Annotated in this window: 14 protein-coding genes and 1 other RNA gene; 13 read left to right on the top strand and 2 right to left on the bottom strand. The window is 52.9% G+C overall.

Annotated features, from left to right (window positions below; genetic code table 11):
• The first annotated feature begins 632 nt into the window (after positions 1-632).
• The 5 genes from H8L32_RS17230 to H8L32_RS17250 all read left to right on the top strand — a co-directional run bounded on the left by H8L32_RS17230 (position 633) and on the right by H8L32_RS17250 (position 9,942).
• A complete protein-coding gene (locus H8L32_RS17230) occupies positions 633-1,979 on the top strand; it encodes an efflux RND transporter periplasmic adaptor subunit (protein ID WP_222619401.1) in 1,347 nt (448 codons plus the stop codon).
• Positions 1,980-2,052: 73 nt separating this feature from the next.
• A complete protein-coding gene (locus H8L32_RS17235) occupies positions 2,053-5,208 on the top strand; it encodes an efflux RND transporter permease subunit (RefSeq protein ID WP_186948511.1) in 3,156 nt (1,051 codons plus the stop codon).
• A 2-nt stretch (positions 5,209-5,210) separates the two neighbouring features.
• Positions 5,211-6,653, top strand: coding sequence for an efflux transporter outer membrane subunit (locus tag H8L32_RS17240; protein ID WP_186948512.1), 1,443 nt, complete (start codon positions 5,211-5,213; stop codon positions 6,651-6,653).
• Positions 6,654-7,132: 479 nt separating this feature from the next.
• Positions 7,133-9,154, top strand: coding sequence for a TonB-dependent receptor (locus H8L32_RS17245; protein WP_329605198.1), 2,022 nt, complete (start codon positions 7,133-7,135; stop codon positions 9,152-9,154).
• 203 nt (positions 9,155-9,357) lie between these two features.
• The gene (locus H8L32_RS17250) at positions 9,358-9,942 is read left to right on the top strand and encodes a hypothetical protein (RefSeq protein WP_186948514.1); all 585 of its coding nucleotides are present in this window, start codon (positions 9,358-9,360) and stop codon (positions 9,940-9,942) included.
• 138 nt (positions 9,943-10,080) lie between these two features.
• Here H8L32_RS17250 and rho read toward each other — a convergent pair whose 3' ends face one another.
• Together rho and trxA are read right to left on the bottom strand one after the other, a co-directional pair.
• Positions 10,081-11,343 (bottom strand): transcription termination factor Rho, encoded by a 1,263-nt coding sequence (gene rho, locus H8L32_RS17255; protein ID WP_110257254.1) that lies wholly within the window; start codon positions 11,341-11,343, stop codon positions 10,081-10,083.
• Positions 11,344-11,578: 235 nt separating this feature from the next.
• A complete protein-coding gene (trxA, locus tag H8L32_RS17260; RefSeq protein ID WP_186948515.1) occupies positions 11,579-11,905 on the bottom strand; it encodes a thioredoxin TrxA in 327 nt (108 codons plus the stop codon).
• A gap of 330 nt (positions 11,906-12,235) precedes the next feature.
• Between trxA and H8L32_RS17265 the strand changes: the two genes are divergently transcribed.
• The 8 genes from H8L32_RS17265 to H8L32_RS17300 all read left to right on the top strand — a co-directional run bounded on the left by H8L32_RS17265 (position 12,236) and on the right by H8L32_RS17300 (position 21,630).
• Positions 12,236-15,031, top strand: a complete 2,796-nt coding sequence (locus H8L32_RS17265; protein ID WP_186948516.1) for a PD-(D/E)XK nuclease family protein — start codon at positions 12,236-12,238, stop codon at positions 15,029-15,031.
• Positions 15,031-18,432 (top strand): UvrD-helicase domain-containing protein, encoded by a 3,402-nt coding sequence (locus H8L32_RS17270; protein WP_230412281.1) that lies wholly within the window; start codon positions 15,031-15,033, stop codon positions 18,430-18,432. The genes H8L32_RS17265 and H8L32_RS17270 overlap by 1 nt, the downstream gene beginning before the upstream one ends.
• Before the next feature lie 58 nt (positions 18,433-18,490).
• On the top strand, positions 18,491-18,709 hold the full coding sequence (locus tag H8L32_RS17275) for a DUF904 domain-containing protein (RefSeq protein WP_186948517.1): 219 nt from the start codon (positions 18,491-18,493) through the stop codon (positions 18,707-18,709).
• An 11-nt stretch (positions 18,710-18,720) separates the two neighbouring features.
• The gene (locus tag H8L32_RS17280) at positions 18,721-19,032 is read left to right on the top strand and encodes a cell division protein ZapA (protein WP_186948712.1); all 312 of its coding nucleotides are present in this window, start codon (positions 18,721-18,723) and stop codon (positions 19,030-19,032) included.
• A gap of 67 nt (positions 19,033-19,099) precedes the next feature.
• A non-coding RNA gene (gene ssrS / locus H8L32_RS17285) (6S RNA) lies at positions 19,100-19,278 on the top strand.
• Between the two features lie 309 nt (positions 19,279-19,587).
• Positions 19,588-20,049, top strand: a complete 462-nt coding sequence (locus tag H8L32_RS17290) for an EVE domain-containing protein (protein WP_186948518.1) — start codon at positions 19,588-19,590, stop codon at positions 20,047-20,049.
• Positions 20,046-21,056, top strand: a complete 1,011-nt coding sequence (gene ybiB / locus H8L32_RS17295; RefSeq protein WP_408058942.1) for a DNA-binding protein YbiB — start codon at positions 20,046-20,048, stop codon at positions 21,054-21,056. Before H8L32_RS17290 ends, ybiB begins: the two co-directional genes overlap by 4 nt.
• A gap of 37 nt (positions 21,057-21,093) precedes the next feature.
• A complete protein-coding gene (locus H8L32_RS17300; protein WP_186948520.1) occupies positions 21,094-21,630 on the top strand; it encodes a hypothetical protein in 537 nt (178 codons plus the stop codon).
• Positions 21,631-21,734: the final 104 nt, after the last annotated feature.

Below are 21,734 nucleotides of genomic sequence, written 5' to 3' on the forward strand. Positions count from 1 at the left end.
GCAGAGTGAAATCCTGGAAAACATGGGCTTTCTGCCATTCGCAGCCCGGTGCATAAGGTACATAAAGCTATATGGATGCTAAATACTGCTTATAAAGACATAAAACGAGAGCTGCATGAAATACTTATATCGTTTTTCTGCTGTTAAAGCCTGCTTTGTTACGCCTTGATACTGGTACAAATTTAAAAAAATGATCTGTTCCAGATCAAATATGTTGTCCCGCAGCAGAAATTTCATGTCTGCTTTATACTAGTTTTCTTGCCTTGGTACCAACCTTGTTATCAGGTCCATGACAGCGATGAGATCAGGCTGTCATTTTGTGTCTTTAAAATACCCGGAATTAAGCAAAACTGCCGCAAATGTATTAAAACCCAGGCCATATCAACATACTGTCTTCGTCGCAGATGGTGTGCCGGGACAAATTTGGCAAGCCTGTTTGCGATACTTGTTTCAGCGTCTATAGCAAGTGATGTCTATTTAATAAAATCTCAATGGACTCTATCAGAGTCTGCTGGAACCAGATACCTCAAAGCCCCTGCTTTCCTGTAGGGCTATTGAAAAACCTTATTTACAAACATTCGTGAATGTATATAATAGCACACCGCCTTTCAATTTAGAAGAAAGAATCTCCCATGCGCTCCCCTGCACAATTATCTACACCGTTTTTTAAGCTTTCATCGATTACCAGTCATATGACCCAGGCCTTGCCTGCCTTGCGTATTGCTGCCGTCAGCCTGCCTTTGCTGGTGCTGGCTGCCTGCGGCAAGCAGGGTGCCAATGCTGCGCCGCCGGGTGGCATGCCGCCACCTGAAGTCAATGTGGTGACCGTACAGCCACGCAACCTGGGTCTGGATTTTGAATATGCGGCACAAACCGCAGGTTCACGCGAAACGGAAGTGCGTGCCCGTGTTGCCGGTATTCTGGAAAACCGCTTGTATGAAGAAGGTTCCCGCGTCAAGGCAGGCACGGTCCTGTTCCAGATTGATCAGGGTACGTACCGCACGCAACTGGCATCGGCAGAAGCCGCCGCCGGTGTCGCTGAAGCCAAGTTGAACCAGTCCAAGCGCGAATTTGCCCGCCTGGCACCGTTGGCAGCAGAAAAAGCCATCAGCCAGAAAGAATTTGACGATGCCAAGTCTGCACTGGAAACAGCAGAAGCCAGCTACAAGCAAGTGCAGGCTCAAGTCAATGAAGCCAAACTCAATCTGGGTTATACCCGCGTGGTAGCTCCTATTGATGGTGTGACCGGTGTTGCCGCCAAATCCAACGGCAGCCTGGTGACTTCGGCTGACAGCCTGTTGACTACTATCGTGCAGACCGACCCTGTGTATGTCAACTTCAGCGTACCGGAAGCGGATTACCTGAAATTGAGTAAGGACGTAGGCGCAGGCAAAATTGCCTTGCCTGGCAAGAAAACCAATAACGGTAGTCTGGCATTTGATGTGCAATTGAAACTTGCCGACGGCAGCATGTCTCCAGTGACAGGCAAGATGAATTTTGTCAGCGAAAAAGTGAACCCGGCCACAGGTGGTTTTGATGCCCGTGCCCAGGTGCCTAATGCTGACGGTACTTTGCGTCCAGGCCAGTTCGTACGCGTGATACTCAGCGGTGCCACCCGTAGCGCCGCCATCGCCATACCGCAACGTGCGGTGATTGACAGCCCTATGGGCAAAATCGTGTTCACGGTTTCTCCAGATAACAAACTGGTACCAAAGCCGGTTGAGCTGGATGGCTGGTCACATGGTGAATGGATAGTGACCAAAGGCTTGCAGGGCGGCGACCGTGTTCTGGTGGATGGTTTCATCAAGGCACATGATCCAGGCATGACGGTAACGCCAGTGGCTATTACTGCCAAGGCAGCTAATGCACCAGCGGCACCAGCAGGTGCACCACCTGCTGCCCCTGCTGCTGAAGGTAAACCTGCTGCAGCCAGTGCATCTGCTTCAGCACCAGCAGCCAGCGCCGAGGCAAAACACTAAGCCCCTAAATTAAGCCAAAGTATCAAGCTGAAAATCCGCTGCATAACAAAGCTAAGGCTACAAGGAATTATTCATGTTCTCAAAATTTTTTATTAACCGGCCGATCTTCGCGACAGTTTTGTCGCTGATCATCGTGCTGGCCGGTCTGGCCGCTCTGCGCGTCCTGCCGATTTCGCGCTACCCGGAGATTTCTCCGCCAGTAGTGAATGTGACTGCAGTTTATCCCGGCGCGTCTGCCGAGGTGGTTGAACGCACCGTTGCCGGCCCTATCGAAGAACAGATCAACGGCGTGGAACACATGCTGTACATGGATTCGGTTTCTTCTGCTGACGGTCGGGTATCGATCAACGTCACATTTGAAGTCGGTACCGATCTGGATATCGCTGCCGTTAACGTCAACAACCGCGTGCGCCAGGCAGATGCCAAGTTGCCACAAGAGGTAAGACGCCAGGGTGTGACGGTGTCCAAGAGCTCGTCCAACTTCCTGGTCGTGGCTGCCTTGTTCTCGCCAGATAACCGTTACGATGCGCTGTATCTGTCCAACTATGCAACCCAGAATGTACTGGATGCATTGAAGCGTGTACCAGGTACCACCAATATCCAGATTTTCGGTGCCAAGGATTATGCAATGCGTATCTGGATGCGTCCTGACCGCATGGCGCAACTGGGGGTAACGGTTGCCGATATCTCGAACGCAATTACTGAACAGAATGCACAGTATGCTGCCGGTAAAGTTGGCGCACCGCCAAACAATACCGAAGAACTGACGATGACTGTCACGGCCAAGGGACGTTTGCTGGAACCGTCTGAATTTGCCAATATCATCATCAAATCTGCCAAGGGTGGTTCTGCCATCCGTATCAGTGATGTGGCACGTGTTGAACTGGGTTCCAAGGATTACAACCTGTATGGTCGGGTCAATGGTCATCCATCTGCCAACATCGGTGTGTTCCTGCAGACCGGCGCGAATGCGCTGGAAACCCGCAAGGCTGTAGAGCAAACACTGAAAGACCTGAAAGCCAAATTCCCGGAAGGCATGGAATATGCCACGCCGTATGACACCACACCTTTCGTGACGGAATCCATCGCCGAAGTGTTGAAAACCCTGGCAGAAGCCATGGTGCTGGTGTTTATCGTGGTGTATCTGTTCCTGCAAAGCTGGCGTGCGACCATCATCCCGACACTGGCAGTGCCGGTATCGTTGATCGGTACCATGGCTGGTCTGCATTTGCTGGGCTATAGCATTAATACGCTGACATTGTTCGGTATGGTGCTGGCGATTGGTATTGTGGTGGATGATGCGATCGTGGTGCTGGAAAACGTTGAGCGTCTGATCAATGAAGAAGGCATGACGCCGAAAGATGCGGCGATCGAAGCCATGCATGAAGTGACTGGCCCGGTTATCGCGATTGTGCTGGTGCTGGTGGCTGCGTTTGGTCCTATCGCTTTCCTTGGTGGTCTGGCGGGTGAATTGTATCGTCAGTTCTCGGTCACGATTTCCATCGCGGTTGTTTTGTCCGGTATCGTTGCTTTGACTTTGACACCTGCCTTGTGCGCGATTTTGCTCAAGCCTGGTTCAGAAAATCACAACCGTTTCTTTACCTGGTTTAACGCAGCCTTCCTGCGTCTGACCAAGCGTTATACCAATGGCGTTACCTTCTTCATGAAGCGTGCCGTACTGGGTATTGCACTGGTGCTGGGTATGGTCGCACTGACTGGCCTGTTGTGGAAAAATGTACCAGGTGGTCTGGTGCCGGATGAAGATCAGGGTTATTTCATCGGTGCGGCCATCATGCCGGACGGCGCTTCGCTGGATCGTACTGATGCTATGGTGCGTCAGGTTGAATCCATCATGAAAACCAACAAGAACATCGACACCACCTTTGCTCTGGTTGGTCTGGACTTCCTGGGTGGTGGCGGTTTGAAATCTTCTGCTGCAACCATGTTCTTCCCCTTGAAGCCATGGGAAGAGCGTAACCAGTCTGCACAGCAGATGGTAGGCGAAAGCTATATGAAGACTGGCCGTATCAAGGAAGGTTTGCCTTTGTTCTTTGCCCCGCCTGCGATTCAAGGTCTGGGTCAGACTGGTGGCTTTGAGTTCTATCTGCAAAATGCCGGTGAAGGTGGTGTCAAGCGCCTGGCGCAACTGTTGCCTTTGCTGATCGCAGAAGCCAACAAGCAGCCTGAACTGGCTGGTGTAAAAACCTTGTGGCAAGCCAATTCTCCACAGTTGTACGTAGACGTGGACAATGAAAAAGCACGTTCCATGGGCGTGGCCTTGTCGGACGTATATAACACCCTGGCTGCGACCATGGGTAGCTATTATGTGAATGACTTCAACAAGAACGGTCGTATCTATACCGTGCAGTTGCAGGCAGAAGGTGCGTATCGTGCCAAGCCAGACGACATCGGCAGCATGTATGTACGTTCTGCCACGGGCCAGATGATACCGGTGCGTGCCTTCACAACAGTGAAGTTCATTACCGGCCCTGACTCTGTACAGCGTTTCAATGCCTTGCCTTCGATTAAATTGCTGGGCGATGCCAAACCAGGTTACAGCTCTGGCCAGGCGATTGCGGCGATGGAACGTGCAGCGAAAAATGTCTTGCCGGCAGATGTCGTGTATGACTGGGGTGGTGCATCCTTCCAGGAAAAACGCAGCAGCAACGCGGCTGGTCTGGCACTCGGTGCCGGCGTGCTGATGATTTTCCTGATTCTGGCTGCACAGTATGAAAAATGGTCCCTGCCATTCTCGGTCTTGCTGGCCATGCCTTTCGGTATCTTTGGTGCCTTGCTGGCGGTGTACCTGCGTCACTTCAACAATGACGTGTACTTCCAGATCGGTCTGGTGACGCTGTTGGGGCTGTCGGCGAAAAATGCGATTCTGATTGTGGAATTTGCGGTCATGAAAGTGCATGAGGGTTATGCACCGGTGGCTGCGGCACTGGAAGCAGCACGTTTGCGCTTCCGTCCTATTCTGATGACTTCGCTGGCCTTTATTTTGGGTGTGGTACCACTGGCTTTCTCGCACGGTGCAGGTGCTGCTGCGCGTCAATCTCTGGGTACTGGTGTTTTGGGCGGTATGCTGGCAGCGACTTTCCTGGCGATCTTCTTCGTGCCTTTGTTCTTCAAGCTGATCAATGACAGGCGCTTGAAAACCACTGAGCAGGATTTTGAACACCCTGTCCATATTTTGCACAATGCACCTCAAGCAGATGTGAAGGAATAATGATGTCTGGAACAAAATTAGTATTAACGACGCTGGTCGCCAGCCTGGTGCTGGCAGGATGCGCATCGGTTGGGCCCGACTATCAACGTCCGGCCCTGGAAACACCGGCCAGCCTGGGTGCTGTGGCGACACAGAACAAACAGCTTGCTGTTGACTACGCGGCATGGTGGAAAAGCTTCCAGGACCCGGTTCTGGACAGCTTGCTGGATGAAGCTGCAAAAAATAACCAGGATCTGATTCTGGCTGCTGCCCGCATAGAAGAGGCGCGTGCCGTTGCCGTTGGCACCAATTCAAATCGCTACCCCAGTGTGGATGCCAATCTGGGTGCATCACGTACGCGCACCAGTGAAAATGCAGGCAAGCTGGGTGTTGGTGTCAGCCCTTATGCCAAAGATTTTCAGCTGAGTCTGACGGCTTCGTATGAAGTGGATTTCTGGGGCAAGCTGTCACGTGCGGATGAAGCAGCCCGTGCCCGCTTGCTGGCACAGGAAGCCAATCGTGGCCTGGTACAAAGCAGCCTGTATGCGAATGTCGCGCAAAGCTATTTCGCCATGCGTGCCGCTGATGCACAACTGGCCCTGGCCGATTCAACCCTGAAGACCCGTCAGGAAAACCTGCGTCTGCAACAGAAGCGTTATACAGCTGGTGCGACCAGTGAGCTTGATTTGCATGTGGCCGAATCAGAAAGTGCTGCGGCAGACATCAGCTACGCGCAGGCCAAACAGTCTTTGTCGAATATAGAATCGACACTGGCAGTCTTGCTGGGTCGTTCTGCCAGCGCCATTGCCCAACCGGTGATTGCGCGTGGCAATGCGATTGACAGCCTGCATCAGCAACTGATCATGCCGGCAGATTTGCCGTCTGATTTGCTGAACCGCCGCCCGGATATCCTGTCGGCAGAGCAGGCCCTGGTGGCCGCCAATGCGGACATCGGCCAGGCCAAGGCGCAGTATTTCCCCAGCCTGAAACTGACGACTACTGCTGGTTATGAATCCAGGGTGTTTGAAGACCTGATTAATCCAGCCTCGTTGCTGTGGAGCCTGGGCAGCAGCCTGGCGCAACCAGTTTTCCGTGCCGGTGCGATTGCTGCGGTAGTCTCTGGTGCAGAAGCTCGCAAGAACCAGGCTTTGGCGCAATATGTGCAGGCAGTGCAGGGCGCTTTCCGTGATGTGCATGATGCCTTGAACAATACGGCTGCCAATGAGCAGGTGAATGCCGCTTCCGAGCGCAGGGTCACAGCCTTGAAAGATTCGTTGCGTCTGGCGGATCTGCGCTACAAGAATGGCTATAGCAGTTATCTGGAAGTCCTGAATGCACAACGTGATCTGTTCCAGGCGCAATCCAGCCTGATCGACAGCAAGCGTGCGCAATTGTCTGCCGTGGTCAGTATTTACAAGGCCGTAGGTGGTGGCTGGAGCAAGCCTGAGACTTTGGCCAGTAAATAAATTGCTGAAAGAAGCAAGTCAGTAAAAGAAATAAATAAGTACCAGAAGTAAAAAACGGACCGATTGCATGATCGGTCCGTTTTTTTTGCGCCTGTATTTCGTATGGACGCGGCATGGGCAAGCTGGAATCTTCGTCCTCGAAAGTTGCGACCTGGTATAAATCGCCTGCAAGTACCTGGTGCAATTCCCGCACCGGTATCGTAGAGAGTACGTAGAGAGCATGGCGAGGCGCTGATCCGGTGATATAAAAACCTGCCATTGAATCTCAAAATACGCCTGATCATTCTGTGAAAACTTTATAATAATCACATGTCATTCAATCCAAAATCTGTCGCTAAAATTGTCCATTCGACCCTGGCGTCACTGGTGCATCAGCTCATGTCGAAAATGTTCGCCGCCAATCCAACTGTTGGTACATGATCGCTTACGTGTTCAGGACGATATCCTGCATAATTTTTCTTTGGCTGGTCTTGCAGCCAGTGGAAACGCGGGCGGAAGATCCGGCAAGCCCGACGGTGACAGTGACAGGCAAGAAAGAGCCAGTCGTCAAAAAGATCGATAAGACTGTCTATGACGTTTCCAATATGCCGAAAGCGGCAAACGGGACTGCACAGGACGTTTTGCAGGCTACACCTGAAGTATCGGTGACGGCTGACGGCAAAATCTCGGTCAAGGGAAATTCTCAGGTCACGATCCTGATCGATGGCAAGCCGACCGCAATGATGTCGGGCGATGACCGGGTCGTGGCACTACAGACCATGAGCGGCACCGACATTGCCAGCATCGAAGTCATCACCAATCCATCCGCCGCCTATAATGCCAATGGCGGTGCGATCCTGAATATCGTGCTGAAGCGAAACCGCAAGCCTGGCGCACGTGCGCAGATACAGGGGAGTGCCACGGATCAGGGCCTCTGGAATGTCGGTGCGTCGGGCGACATCACAGAAAAAGATATCAGCGTGCACGGTAACCTGGCGTTTCGCCGTGATGGCACGCTGAAGTTCCGTCAGTCAGCCGTTGACTGGAATAATCCCCTCGGTGACCAGGGCGGGCAAACACTGCAGACTTCAGAGGTATTTGTTCGTCGCATCGTTGAAAGCGCGGCCCTGGGCGTCGATTATGCGATGAGCGATGCGAGTAGTCTCAGCCTGTCGATGCGGTATAACAATCGTCATTCACGTCCTTTGTTCGACGTGCTCAACGAAAATCGTACGACAACGGCCGAGACCGTCTATCACCGTATCTCCTATGGACCCAACGAACAGTCTGACGATAGCGCCAGCCTTAGTTACAGTCATCAGGACGATGGAACAGCGTTGAAGGCCATGCTTCAACACAGCAATACGACGGGCCTGATCGACAAGTCTTATCGCGACGTGTTCGTCGCACCGGTGCGCGACACCGGCTACAGCCATGGTGCCACCAGGTCGGCGCGCCACCTCAGTCAGGCCAGTCTTGACTGGAGTCGCTCATCGGAACATGGCCAGTGGGGCATGGGTCTGGATATCCAGGACAAGACTGACGACATCAGCAACTATCAGGCATCTGTCTATCCTTCGACAGGTAGTGAAGTGCCAGATCCCACGACGACCAATGCTTATGCCGTGATGACGACGCTGACAGCTGTTTATCTGACTGACCAGATCACCTACGGACAATGGCAAGTACTATTGGGTGGACGGGCCGAGCGCATGGCATTGCGGGTGAGTCCGGCAAAGGGCATCGTGCAGACAGGGTATTGGCAGGCGTTCAATCCCAGCGTCCATCTGAAATATACCGTCAGCGACCAGGCTGACCTGACACTGAGTTTTCGTCGCAGCCTCCAGAGGCCCGATCCGCGTGATCTCAATCCGTTCACCACCTATGTCGATGCGCAAAATCTGAACCGTGGCAATCCGGGCCTCAAGCCGCAGATACTGAACTCATGGGAGCTTGGCACGAATCTGGACGCGCAGCACCTGAGCGGCAATCTTGCTGTCTTCTACCGTACCAGCCGCGATACGGTGACCGATGCGCGCAGTGTCGACGCGGATAATGTACTGGTTACCTCGAAGCAGAATGGTGGGCGGGCTCGCTCGGCAGGCATCACAGCGTCTTTCGACTGGACGCCTGATGCGAAGCTGAGTTTGGGTATGGATGCCGGTATTTATCGTGTGATGCTTGATACGCCTGATCTTTATAATCTTGTGCATCAGGACAGTGTCTCGGGCTATATCGATCTCAGAGCAAGTCACAGCTTCGGGCACAACGAGGTGTCGCTTGATGCGCATGGCCAATCTGCCGGAATAACACCACTGGGCCGATATGGCGCGACCAGCAGCATCAACCTGACCTGGAAGCATCAAATCACCAGGACCTTAAGCCTGACGGTCAACGCTAATGATATTTTCGATGGCAGCAGGCGCACCTACAGGACAGACACCAGCACCTTCCGTCAGACCGGCTTCGATCATTTCGTCGCGCAGCGTATTTATGTGGGCTTTGTAAAAAAGATAGAGTGACGTGGCGGACTGAACGCACGGTGAAGAGGGTATCGACATGGCCAGGCGATAGCTGCCAGACCATTCAGGATCCGCTTGCCTACATTGTGATACTTACGCTTGTTACGCTCTCTTACAGGTTTTCTGTCATCGTCCTTTTTTGTTTGCCCGTTATAGGCTTGTGACAGGCACACAATACATTAACACTGCATAAGGACTTCATCATGAAAACGAAATTTATCCCCTTGTTACTGGCTGGTTTGTTGACATGCTCGGCATTTGCCCAAAGCGTCAGCACGGATGTACAGCGTAATGTTAATCAGCAAACCAGGATAGAAGATGGTTTGAAAACAGGTCAGTTGACGACTAAAGAAGTTGGCAAACTGGAACGTGAACAGGCTGCGATAGCGCGGGAAGAGCATAATGCCCTGAAAGATGGCAAGTTGAGTGCCGGTGAAAAAGCAAAAATTGACAGAATGCAGAACAAGGCCAGTGCTGATATTCATGCAGAAAAAAATGACGGGCGAGTCGGCAACCCGAATTCTGTATCAAGCAAACGCATGCAGGCTGACGTACAAAGAAACGTGAACCAGCAGCAACGCGTGGAAAATGGCATCAAGTCTGGCGAGCTGACCAACCATGAGGTCGCCAAACTGGAAAAAGGCCAGGCGAGAGTCGATCACAAAGAAGCTGTTGCGGCCAAAAATGGCCATATCGGCGAAGCCGAACAACGCAATATCCAACATGCTGAAAACCATCAGTCCAAAAAAATCCACAAAGAAAAAACGGATGAGCAGGTACGTGGATAATTTGTAAAATGGGTAGTGTAAAAAAAGCTGGTCTTCTTATTTGAAGACCAGCTTTTTTGTTGCCCTTGCCAGGGTGTCAGGCAAGAAAAAAGCCGCCACAAAAGTGACGGCTTGTCAGCCCAAAAACAGGAGGGGAACTTATCCGCCCCGACGCATCATTTCAAAGAACTCTGCGTTGTTTTTCGTGGCCTTCATCTTGTCGAGGATGAACTCCATCGCTTCGATTTCATCCATGCTATACAGCAATTTGCGCAAGATCCAGATCTTCTGCAACTGATCCGGCTTGATCAGCAATTCTTCACGACGGGTGCCGGATTTGTTGAGGTTGATGGCTGGGTAGACGCGTTTTTCGGCAAGGCGGCGTTCCAGATGAACTTCCATATTGCCTGTGCCTTTGAATTCTTCGTAGATCACATCATCCATACGGCTGCCGGTTTCGATCAGTGCCGTGGCGATGATGGTCAGGGAACCACCTTCTTCGACATTACGTGCAGCACCGAAGAAACGTTTTGGACGTTGCAGCGCATTGGCATCCACACCACCGGTCAGTACCTTGCCAGATGCAGGGATGACGGTATTGTAGGCGCGCGCCAGACGAGTGATGGAATCCAGCAGGATGACCACGTCTTTTTTCATTTCGACCAGGCGCTTGGCTTTTTCCAGCACCATTTCAGCGACTTGTACGTGACGGGTGGCGGGTTCATCGAAAGTCGATGCAACCACTTCACCGCGTACGGAACGCTGCATTTCTGTTACTTCTTCCGGACGTTCGTCGATCAGCAAAACGATCAAAGTAACATCAGGATGATTGGTGGTAATCGCGTGTGCCACGTGTTGCAGCATGACGGATTTACCGGATTTGGGTGATGCCACCAGCAAACCGCGCTGGCCACGACCGATAGGGGCAATCATGTCGATGATACGGCCGGTGGTATTTTCTTCGCCGCGCATTTCGCGTTCGAGTGTCAATACCTTGTTCGGGTGCAGCGGCGTCAGGTTTTCAAACAGGATGCGGTGCTTGGACGCTTCTGGCGATTCGCCGTTGACCTTGTCCACCTTCACCAGTGCAAAATAGCGCTCACCATCTTTGGGGGTGCGTACTTCACCTTCTATCGAATCGCCAGTATGCAGGTTGAAACGGCGAATTTGAGAAGGGGAAATATAAATATCGTCTGTGGATGCCATATAGCTGGCATCGGGCGAGCGCAGGAAGCCAAAGCCATCCGGCAATACTTCAAGGGCGCCATCGCCAAAAATTTGTTCGCCTGATTTTGCACGTTTTTTCAGGATCGCGAACATCAATTCCTGCTTGCGCATACGCGCAGCGTTATCGATATCGAGTCCGATGGCCATCTCCAGCAAAGCGGATACGTGTAAGGCCTTTAATTCAGATAGATGCATGGTGAGTGTCCCGGGATGGGATTATGAGGTGGGGGAGTGAGCGGAGGAACTACAGAATAAACAGGATAGAAAGAAGTTCTGTCGTGGTTTAAATTTTAGTTTGAACTCGGGTCTAAATTAATCGCAACCGGGTAATGGGTAATTACCGCGAAGCTGTATTTCACATGCAAGCGCCGTAAGTAAAGTTCTTTTAGTTCTTTTACTTACGGTGTTTGCTTCAGACCGTGATAATACCTTAAATATTACTGTCAATGAAAGTGGTTAATTGCCCTTTTGCCAGCGCGCCAACTTTTTGCGCTGCAGCAGTACCATTTTTAAACAAAATCAGGGTAGGGATGCCACGAATGCCGAATTTGGCTGGAACAGCCTGGTTTGCATCAACGTCCATCTTGGCTACGATGATTTTGCCATTGTATTCTTTGGCAACTTCTTCCAGGATAGGGGCGATCATCTTGCAAGGGCCACACCATTCGGCCCAGAAATCGACCAGCACTGGTACATTGGAATTGATTACGTCAGCTTCGAATGAAGCATCGCTTACATATTTGATGTTTTCGCTCATGGAATCCTCAACGAGAGGGAAAAATTAAGGGGTAACAGCGCCACTGAATGTCGGTCTATCGGACAGCGCCGCATTCTGGTATGAATCTGGGGGTGATAATCACGAATTCAATGGTATTGAATAGTGTATCAGCATGACTACAACAAGAGTCGGGCGTGGCTGGCTATGGAGTGATAATAACCTATTTTTAAATAAAGTGTGATGCCCACAGCTAAATTGCCTATGCTGTCGCATAGTATACTTGCTCTACAGACAAAATTCATCTTTGCTTATTACCGGTCTTGTCACCGTATTTATTACTGTACTTATTTACTGCCTACTGTCCTCTCTATGCTGCGTCCACCCGAACTGATTCCTGCTTCTCCCGATTTTTGGCCCCGGCTGGCGCAAGCCTTCCTGCGTATGGCCAGGACCGAGGGCTGGGGACTGGAGCAGGGACGTGATTATTCCGCCGTGCGGGTAGTGGTGCCTACTTACCAGCATGCCAATTTGCTGCTGCGGGCGCTGGGCGCCAGTCTGCAGGGCAATTTTATTCCGCCGCGTATCCATACCCTGTTTGCCCTGCTGGAAATGCAGGCGCCAGACAGCCAGGGCCAGCCAGGTACAGATGCCAGTGAGCGTTTGATGGGGCTATATGCCGAATTGCGGCAACATCCCTGGCTGAAGAAGTTATTCGGTGCACGCAGCAATACCGATTTGTTGCCGCTGGCGCAGACCTTGTTAACCCTGTCTGATGAACTGACCGCTGCCCTGTTGCCGCTGGCAGTCAAGGGCAGTGGCACCAATAGAACTACAGCCAACAAGACAAAGCTGGAGCGCGAATGGCAGGCCGCACTGGCGCAGTTGCCAGCACCGGCGCAGGCTGTGCTGTCGGAAGAGTCGCAACTGGTGTGGTCAGTCTGGCAGGGGCAACTGGATGGCAATGACCCCATGCTGCAACGCTATGGACGCCTGATGCAACTGGCCGGCCAGGCCGCTGAACCTTTATTGTGGATCAGCCCGACTGCACCAGATGCGATGGAAGCAGCGTTTTTGCAGGCATGGGCAAAAAACCAGACTGTCATGCAATGCACGCTGGACTGGCGCGCCGAAATCCTGCCGCAACCGTATTACCATGCCTGGCCGGGTTTGCAGGATGCAGGCGGCCCCAGTCATCAACAAGCCTTGACGGAATATGTGGATACCTCGCATATACGTCTGTGCTGCGCCGCCTCGCTGGAAGATGAAGCCGTACAGGGCGCGCAGACCATCATCAACTGGCTGCAGGCGGGCAAGCAAAATGTGGCCGTGGTGGCGCAGGACAGGGTGGTGTCGCGCCGCATGCGTGCGTTGCTGGAAAGAGCCCAGATCATGGTCGCCGATGAAACTGGTTGGAAATTGTCAACCACCCGCGCTGCTGCCGCCATCGCCGCCTGGCTGGAAGTGGTGGCAACCCGTGCCGATACCATGACCCTGCTGGATTTTTTGAAATCACCTTATGTGATCTGGAAAGACAGTGAACAGGATACAGAATTAGCAGATGCTGATGTGGAAAGCCGCGACAAGGCTGACATCGTTATGCGTATAGAAAGCGTGCTGCGGCGCGCGAATATTCTGGGTGGATGGGAGGCAGTATTGTCTGCGCTGGATGGGGCTCAGGACACGGTGGCAGCGCGCCGCTGGCTGAGAGCGATTGCCAGGCAGGCGAATCAGTTCACAGGTCGTCGCAGTCTGCCGGAATGGTGCGCGCTTAGCCTGCAGTCTTTTTTTGATCTGTCCATGTTCAATGCCTTTCAGGCTGATCCTGCCGGCGCGCAGATTATCCAGCTACTGCAAAAAATGCAGATGTCTTGTGAAGATATGAAAGCCGGGTTCACTTTTGCAGAATGGCGCTCGCTGATGAGTCTGCAAATGGAAAGCACACCCTTTGTCGTTACCCATGCCGACAAGCGGGTAGTGATGCTGCCTTTGAATGGTGCCCGCCTGCGGTCTTTTGATGCGGTCTTGCTGGTTGGTGCCGACGCCCGGCACTTGCCGTCACAGGCCAGCGAGGTCTTGTTCTTTGCCAATGCCGTGCGGCGAGAATGCGGTCTGGAAACCCGCGAATCCCGTCAGCAACAGCAGTTGCGTGATTTTGCCGAACTGCTGTTAAGCAATACCGATGTGGTGCTGTCCTGGCAGGGCAGTTTGAATGGTGAGCATAATCCCGTCAGCCCCTGGCTGGAGCAACTGGGCCTGACGCTGGAAAGAACCCGGCAGGCGATATTGGACAGGCAGCCGCTGCCTTTGCCCCTTACGCATTTGCCGGTCTTGCCGCAGCAAATGCCGGCACCATCAGCGGCCGTGCTATTGCCAGCCAGCCTGTCTGCCAGTGGCTATACCAGTCTGGTTGTATGCCCTTACCAGTTTTTTGCCGGCCGCATGCTGGGGCTGAGTGCCATGGATGAATTGTCCGACATGCCGGAAAAACGGGATTATGGCGACTGGCTGCATGCAATATTGAAGCGCTTTCATGAACAGCTGAAAACCGCCATGCAGGAGCAGGATCAGGAGCAAGGCCAGGTGGACAAGGAAGCCTTGTTAAGAGCAGTATCCTCTGAATTTTTTGCTGATGTGCTGCAAAAAAGCCCGGCAGCACTGGCCTACAGTGTGCGCTGGGAAAAAGTGATACCTGCCTATATTGCCTGGGTGCAGGCACGTGAAGATGATGGCTGGCAATTTGATATGGGTGAAATCAAGGCGGAGAAAACGCTGGAATGGTCAGGCGGGAGCCTGACCCTGAAAGGGCGTATAGACCGTATCGACAAACATCAGAGTGGTGAATTGGCTGTGCTGGATTACAAGACAAAAAATGCCAATGATTTGCGCAAGCGCCTGAAAGATGGAGAAGACCATCAGTTACCGTTTTATGGCCTGCTGACGGAATTGCCAGTCAGTTCTGCCAGCTATGTCGCGCTGGAGCTGAGTCAGGGTAAAACCGGGCAAACCGATGCTGACGATTTTGAGCGCTGGGTGTCTGAGCTGGCGCAGTCAATCAGGAACAGCATGGCCGCCCTGCAGCAGGGCGCAGCCTTGCCTGCTCATGGGGTAGAGCAAGCCTGTCAATATTGCGAGATGCGTGGTCTGTGTCGTAAGGGAGCATGGTAATGACGGACATGACATCTGCCACATCTGCCACATCTGCCACATCTGCCACATCTGCCACATCAAGCACATCTACCATCCAGACCACACATGCGTATGAAATTGATGGCGCAGCGGTTAGTCATGCACAGTTCACCGCAGCTGCCTGCAACCCGCGCCATAGCGTAGTGGTGGAAGCCTGTGCCGGCAGCGGCAAGACCTGGCTGCTGGTATCGCGCATGTTGCGCCTGCTGCTGGCGGGCGCGGAACCCGCAGAGCTGCTGGCCATTACCTTTACCCGTAAAGCGGCGCAGGAAATGCGTGAGCGCCTGATGAGCCTGCTGCATGAACTGGCCTTGGCCGATATCGCCCAGGTACATCAATTGCTGGCAGAGCGTGGCGTACAGGAAGCCGAAATGCCACAACTGATACCGCTGGCGCGCAGTTTGTATGAAAAGGTATTGTCCAGCCCGCAATCCCTGTCCATGGATACTTTTCATAGCTGGTTCGGGCGCTTGCTGCAACTGGCACCGCTGGCTTCCGGTGTGCCGCATGGCTTTAGCCTGGTGGAAGCCAGTGGCGACATACAGCGTGAAGCCTATGGTCAGTTGATGCAGATGATCGCCCGGGAAGAGCATATTGAGATCAGGGAAGCACTGCTGTTTCTGTATCAGGAAATCGGTGATTTTACTGCCCGCGAAATGCTGGAAGCATTTCTGGACAAACGGGCAGAATGGTGGGCGTCAAACCAGGCATCCGATGCTGGCGATCCTCTGCAATGGTTGCAGGATTTATGCGGGGCCGATGCCTACCGCGATGCCCGTCTCAGCCTGTGGGAAGATGCCGGTCTGTATGACCGCATCAGCAAACTGGCGCTGATTCTGGGACAGGGTTCGAAACAGAATCAGGGCAATGCAGTCAAGATTGAACAGGGCTTGAGTGAAGGGCCGTCGCTGCCTGCGTTTGACATGCTGTGCAGTGGTTTTTTTGATAGCCGTGGCGCGGCCCGTTCACACAATACCAAGGTGAAGGCATTGCAGGCGTCCATAGACAAACATCTGGGACCAGATCATGTGCTGGCATTTGAAGATGAATGCCAGGCCATCGTGGATGCCTTGAATTCCCTGCAAAAACGCAGCGCTGAAAAAATGGTGCTGCAACTCAATGAAGCCTTGTTCAAGGTCGGTGCAGCTTATCTGGATTGTTATCAGGACTTGAAATCAGATCAGCGGGTTTTTGATTTTGCTGATCTGGAATGGCAGGCCTATCGCCTGTTGAGCAATGATGAATATGCCGCCTATCTGCATAGCCGGCTGGATTCACGCTACAAGCATATCTTGCTGGATGAATTCCAGGATACCAATCCATTGCAGTGGGATATCGTGCAGGCATGGTTGTATGCCTATGGTGATGATGCATCCCGGCCTACGGTATTTATTGTGGGCGACCCCAAGCAATCGATTTATCGTTTCCGGCGCGCTGAACCACGGGTGTTCACCGCAGCCCGCACCATGCTGGCGCAGCAGGGTGCCAGGGTCTTGCGCACCAACCAGACCCGCAGGAATGCACCGGCAATCGTCAGCATGCTGAACCTGAGTATGCGCGGCAACCCCCTGTTTGCAGCGCAGACCACGGCGTCTGAGCAAACCGGCGATGTCTGGCGTTTGCCACTGATAGGTATAGATACCGCAAGCGCCGAAGGCACATCACCCGATGCTGCCGATGCTGCTGACGCTGATATGGTGGCCGTGACCAAAGGACGTTTCCCTTTACGTAATTCACTGACGACCCCGCTGGAAGAGGCTGAAAACCTGCAACGCTATGAAGAAGGGCGTCAGCTTGCACAAACCCTGCTGGAACTGCGTGCGCAACAGGGAACGGATACTTTCCAGTGGTCGGAAGTGATGTTGCTGGTCAAGCGTCGCACCCATCTTTCCGCCTATGAAAAAGCATTGCGGGAAGCGGGCATTCCCTTTGTATCAAGTCGTCGCGGTGGTTTGCTGGATGCGCTGGAGGTGCTGGACCTGATTGCCCTGCTGGGCTTTTTGATGACACCTGGGGATAACCGGGCGTTGGCGCATGTCCTGAAATCACCCATCATGGCTGCCAGTGACGCTGACCTGATGCTGATCGCCCAGGCAGATGGCACAACCTGGTGGAAGCGCCTGCAAGCCTGGCATGGACATGCAGGCCACGATAATCCGCGTTTGCAGCGAGCCTGCAGCTTGCTGCAACAATGGATGGAAGCTTCCCGCTATCTGCCGGTACATGATTTGCTGGATCGCATCCTGCATCAGGGCGATGTGCTGCAACGCTATGCCCAGTGTGTGCCAGCAGCGCAGCGTTCACAGGTGACAGGCAATATCCATAGCTTTACTGAACTGGCATTGAATCTGGATGGCGGACGCTACCCCAGTCTGCCAAAATTTATCGCGGCTCTGCATGCCCTGCGCCGTGCCGGTGACAGTGATGCGCCGGATGAGTCTGCAGTGGACAGTGCGGCCGATGCCTTGCGCATTTTGACCATACACAGCGCCAAGGGACTGGAAGCAAATATCGTCGTGATGCTTGATACCAATCACAGTGAATCACTGAAAGACAAGATTGGTGTCTTGTGTCAGTGGCCCTTGCAGGCAGGGGAGACACGTCATTTTTCCGTCTTTGGCAAGAAAGATCAGCGTGGTGCTGCGCGTGATCAGTTGTTTTTGCAGGAAGAACGGCAGGCCATGCAGGAAAACTGGAACCTGCTCTACGTCGCCATGACCCGGGCCAGGCAATTACTGATCATCAGTGGCGTGGTCAGCGGCAAGAAACAGGCCAACCCCAGCTGGTATGGCTATCTGGAAGGTGCAGAACTGAAAACCCCAGGCACAGGCATGCAGACTTCAGGTAGTCAGACTAGTGCGGAATTCAGTCTGGCCGTGTTTAACCCGCCTGCCATGCCGGTTGCGGACCTGGAGCCAGAAACCGTCAGCGACGAGCAGATTGAGGGTATCGCCCTGCATACTTTGATGGAACGTCTGACCAACCCTGGACAGCCCTGGCCGGTGGTTTTGCCGGCAGCAGAGACGATAGCCGCCTGGTTGCCCTGCGCGACCAGCGTCGCCCAGACCATACGGCAGCAGGCAGAACGTATTTTTGCGAATGCACAGTTGCAGAAATTTTACGATAGGGCTGGATTCGAGTATGCACGCAATGAAATGGATGTTTTGGTAGACCAAAAATTGATGCGGTTGGACCGCGTGGTGGTTTTTTCTGATACGGTGTGGGTACTGGATTACAAACGTCAGTTATTGGCTTTAGAGGAAACTGTCTATCGCAACCAGTTACAGGCCTATGTGAATGCCTTAAAGCCGGTATTTTTCAATAAAAGTGTCCACGCCGCACTTATTTTGAGCGATGGCAGCATGCGAGAGCTGCTCTGAAGGAAAATTTACTCGTATAATTAAAGGCTGAGTTCCAGATCCTTACTACCGAGACATGATGATTTCCGATTTCGAATTGCTTGCAGAAAAAGTAGCGCGGCTTGCCGAGCTGGCTCATGCCTTACGCAGCGAAAATGCGGGGCTGAGGAATGACGTGACGTCCCTGACGACGCAAAATGCAGACCTGCAACAACGCATGCATCAGGCACATGATCGTGTTGCTGCCTTGCTGGCCCAATTGCCAGCCGAGGTATTGAATGACAAGGAAGCAGCATGAGCGAAGCCAAACTGATACAGGTCGACGTCACCATCATGGGGCAAAGCTATAAGCTGAGTTGCAAGAATGGTGAAGACCGTGCCCTGCGTGAAGCCGCCGCCTATCTTGACGGCAAGATGTCGACCATACGCGATGCGGCCAAGGTCAAAGGCAATGACAGGATTGCTGTCATGGCTGCACTGAGCATGACGACCGAGCTGCTGGCAACCAAATCACCCGAGGGCCCGCTCTCTGGTATGTCATTGGCAGAAGTCAAGCAAAAGATTAATGACATGCACGAGACCATGGATCATGCGCTGACCCCACAAGAAAAACTATTTTGATTGCATCCGCTATTATTTAATTTAATCAAAATAGCTGGCAGAAAACTGCCATTTGGGGTTACACTTTAGATCCCTACCGTGTTCGCCAATGCCATATATTCCTTGAACCATTTATGTGCATAGGCCGTGGAAATTGTTCGATTGGTGTGAGCGTCGCTAGTCCGATGAACCCGAAGTTGAACTGACTGTGGCCAACTTGAACCGCCAGGTTCAGGATGCCGGCATAGCGGCATCGGTGGGGACTTATATCAGAACGGCTGTCATTTAATGACAGCCGTTTTTCTTTGTCCGTCCATTTTTGCGTGGCATTTCGCATGACGGCATGTAATCGTATGACTTCTGTCACTTCCAGTATTCACGCAGCGCATGCACACGGAGCATATATAGTCATTGTGTTCTGATGTGAGGGGGAGGATGTTGTTCCGGATTTGGCGGGCAGGCGCAGGGGGATAGTCTGTAGAGTGTGCGGCTTATTTCTGTCCATCCTTGTGCCTTGAATGAAAAAACATTAAGAAATGTGCGACAATTTCCTTTTGATTTTTCAACTATTCTGCCATGGCCTATTGGTTAATGAAGTCTGAGCCGGATGAGATCAGCATCGATGATGTGCTGGCGCTGCCCAGCATTCCCTGGTTTGGTGTGCGCAATTACCAGGCGCGCAATTTCATGCGCGACGGTATGCGTGTCGGTGATGGTGTGCTGTTCTACCATTCCAGTTGCCCGGAACCTGGTATAGCCGGTTTGGCTGAAGTGGCCAGCACGGCTTATCCGGATCACACCCAGTTTGAAAAAGACAGCAAATACTTTGACCCCAAGGCTACGCAGGAAACCCCACGCTGGATGATGGTGGATGTCAAGGCCAAACGTAAAACCCGTTTGCTGAGCCTGGCTGAACTCAGGACTTATCCGCAACTGGAAAACATGACGGTGCTGCAAAAAGGCAGCCGTTTGTCGATTACCCCGGTAACGGCGGATGAATGGCGTTTCATCCAGAAACTTTTGGAGAAAACGGTTTGAAGTTCTTGCCATTTAACGCTACCAGCGCCACAGACCTGACAGGCGTGACCGCGCCCCTGGCTGCCGCCAAATTCATCAAAGAGATCGGGCGCGGCAAGGATGGTGCACGTAGCATGACGCAGGCCGATGCCGCCACCTTATATACCGCCATGCTGGCAGGCAGGGTTTCTGACCTGGAAATGGGGGGAATCTTGCTGGCCATGCGCATCAAGGGCGAATCGATAGAAGAAATTGCAGGTTTTTTGCAGGCAGCGCAGCCATATATGTTGCCCATGCAGGCACCGGCAGGCAGCGCTTATGCGCCGGTCATCATTCCTACGTATAACGGCGCACGCAAAAAAGCCAATTTGACGCCTTTGCTGGCCTTGCTGCTGGCAAAACGTGGCGTGCCGGTACTGGTGCACGGAGTGCGTACCGACACGGATCGTGTCGCCACGGCTGAAATATTCCAGGCTCTGGGTTTGCCGCTGGTAACGACCGCAGAACAGGCGCTGGAGCAGATGCAGCAACTGCAGCCTGCCTTCATGCCGGTTGATGTCTTGTCGCCTGCCATGGCCCATTTGCTGAGCTTGCGGCGTATTCTGGGGGTGCGCAATTCCACCCACACGCTGGTGAAGATCTTGCAGCCTTTTGCTGTGCCGGCCCTGCGCCTGAGTTCCTACACGCATCCAGAATATCTGATCATGCTGAAAGACTATTTTTCAGGCTGTGCACCGGTTGAAGCCGGTGATGTCTTTTTGATGCGTGGTACCGAAGGCGAAACAGTAGCCAGCACCGGACGTGCGCAACAGATAGACTGGTTCCATCAGCGGCAACTGAAGACTCTGGTGCCCGTGCAACAAGAACCCCTGGCGGAGGTGCCACAGGTGCCCGAAAGCATTGAGGCAGCTACCACCGCGGCCTGGATACGGGCCGTGCTGGCAGGTGAAATTGCCGTGCCAGAGAATATCGCTGCCCAGGTCGAGCATTGCGTTACGGTGGCGCAATCATTGCAAGAACAGACGTAATACCCGACTTAAAACCTGACTTAAAACCCGACACATCATGGAACTGGATTTGGCCGATACCAACATCAACCTCATCAGGGATGACCCGCGTCTGAAAACAGTCCTGCGTTTTCTGGATCGGATCGGTGTCAAGGTCATAGAGCGCGAGTTATTGCACACCACATTTTTGCCTGGCCTTGATCTTGGCCCAGGCTGTATTTATGTCGACTATGGCCGGCTGAAATATCCCGGTGACATGGTGCATGAAGCGGGACATCTGGCGGTGACACCCTCATCCCAGCGTGCCTTGATCGGCAGTGCAGAGCAGGATAAGGACTGGCCACCGCAGGGAGAAGAAATTGCCGCCATATTGTGGTCGTTTGCCGCTGCGCGCGAACTGGATTTGCCGCTGGATTTTGTGTTTCACGGCGACGGATATAAAGATGATTCAGCCTGGTTGATCGAGACCTTCGAAGCGGGGACATATATTGGTTTGCCGTTTTTGGAATGGGCGGGATTGAGTCTGGGAGCGGTGCGGGCGGAGAAGGAGGGGAAGGAGGCTTTTCCGGCCATGATAAGGTGGATGAGGGAGTGAGTTGTTGAAGGCAATACTCAACTAAACTCAAGCAAATTCAACTCAACTTAACTAAATGACTGATGTACAGACATAAAAAAACGCCGGAATAATCCGGCGTTTTT

Origin of the sequence: Undibacterium hunanense (assembly GCF_014284335.1) — a bacterium.
GTDB lineage: Bacteria > Pseudomonadota > Gammaproteobacteria > Burkholderiales > Burkholderiaceae_D > Undibacterium > Undibacterium hunanense.

What these genes read in the sequence shown, in the direction of transcription:
- H8L32_RS17265 (WP_186948516.1), top strand. Translation starts at nt 12,236, where the DNA reads ATGCTGCGTCCACCCGAACTGATTCCTGCTTCTCCCGATTTTTGGCCC.
- H8L32_RS17240 (WP_186948512.1), top strand. Translation starts at nt 5,211, where the DNA reads ATGTCTGGAACAAAATTAGTATTAACGACGCTGGTCGCCAGCCTGGTG.
- H8L32_RS17250 (WP_186948514.1), top strand. Translation starts at nt 9,358, where the DNA reads ATGAAAACGAAATTTATCCCCTTGTTACTGGCTGGTTTGTTGACATGC.
- rho (WP_110257254.1), bottom strand. Translation starts at nt 11,343, where the DNA reads ATGCATCTATCTGAATTAAAGGCCTTACACGTATCCGCTTTGCTGGAG.
- H8L32_RS17235 (WP_186948511.1), top strand. Translation starts at nt 2,053, where the DNA reads ATGTTCTCAAAATTTTTTATTAACCGGCCGATCTTCGCGACAGTTTTG.
- H8L32_RS17275 (WP_186948517.1), top strand. Translation starts at nt 18,491, where the DNA reads ATGATTTCCGATTTCGAATTGCTTGCAGAAAAAGTAGCGCGGCTTGCC.
- H8L32_RS17300 (WP_186948520.1), top strand. Translation starts at nt 21,094, where the DNA reads ATGGAACTGGATTTGGCCGATACCAACATCAACCTCATCAGGGATGAC.
- H8L32_RS17270 (WP_230412281.1), top strand. Translation starts at nt 15,031, where the DNA reads ATGACGGACATGACATCTGCCACATCTGCCACATCTGCCACATCTGCC.
- H8L32_RS17230 (WP_222619401.1), top strand. Translation starts at nt 633, where the DNA reads ATGCGCTCCCCTGCACAATTATCTACACCGTTTTTTAAGCTTTCATCG.
- H8L32_RS17290 (WP_186948518.1), top strand. Translation starts at nt 19,588, where the DNA reads ATGGCCTATTGGTTAATGAAGTCTGAGCCGGATGAGATCAGCATCGAT.
- trxA (WP_186948515.1), bottom strand. Translation starts at nt 11,905, where the DNA reads ATGAGCGAAAACATCAAATATGTAAGCGATGCTTCATTCGAAGCTGAC.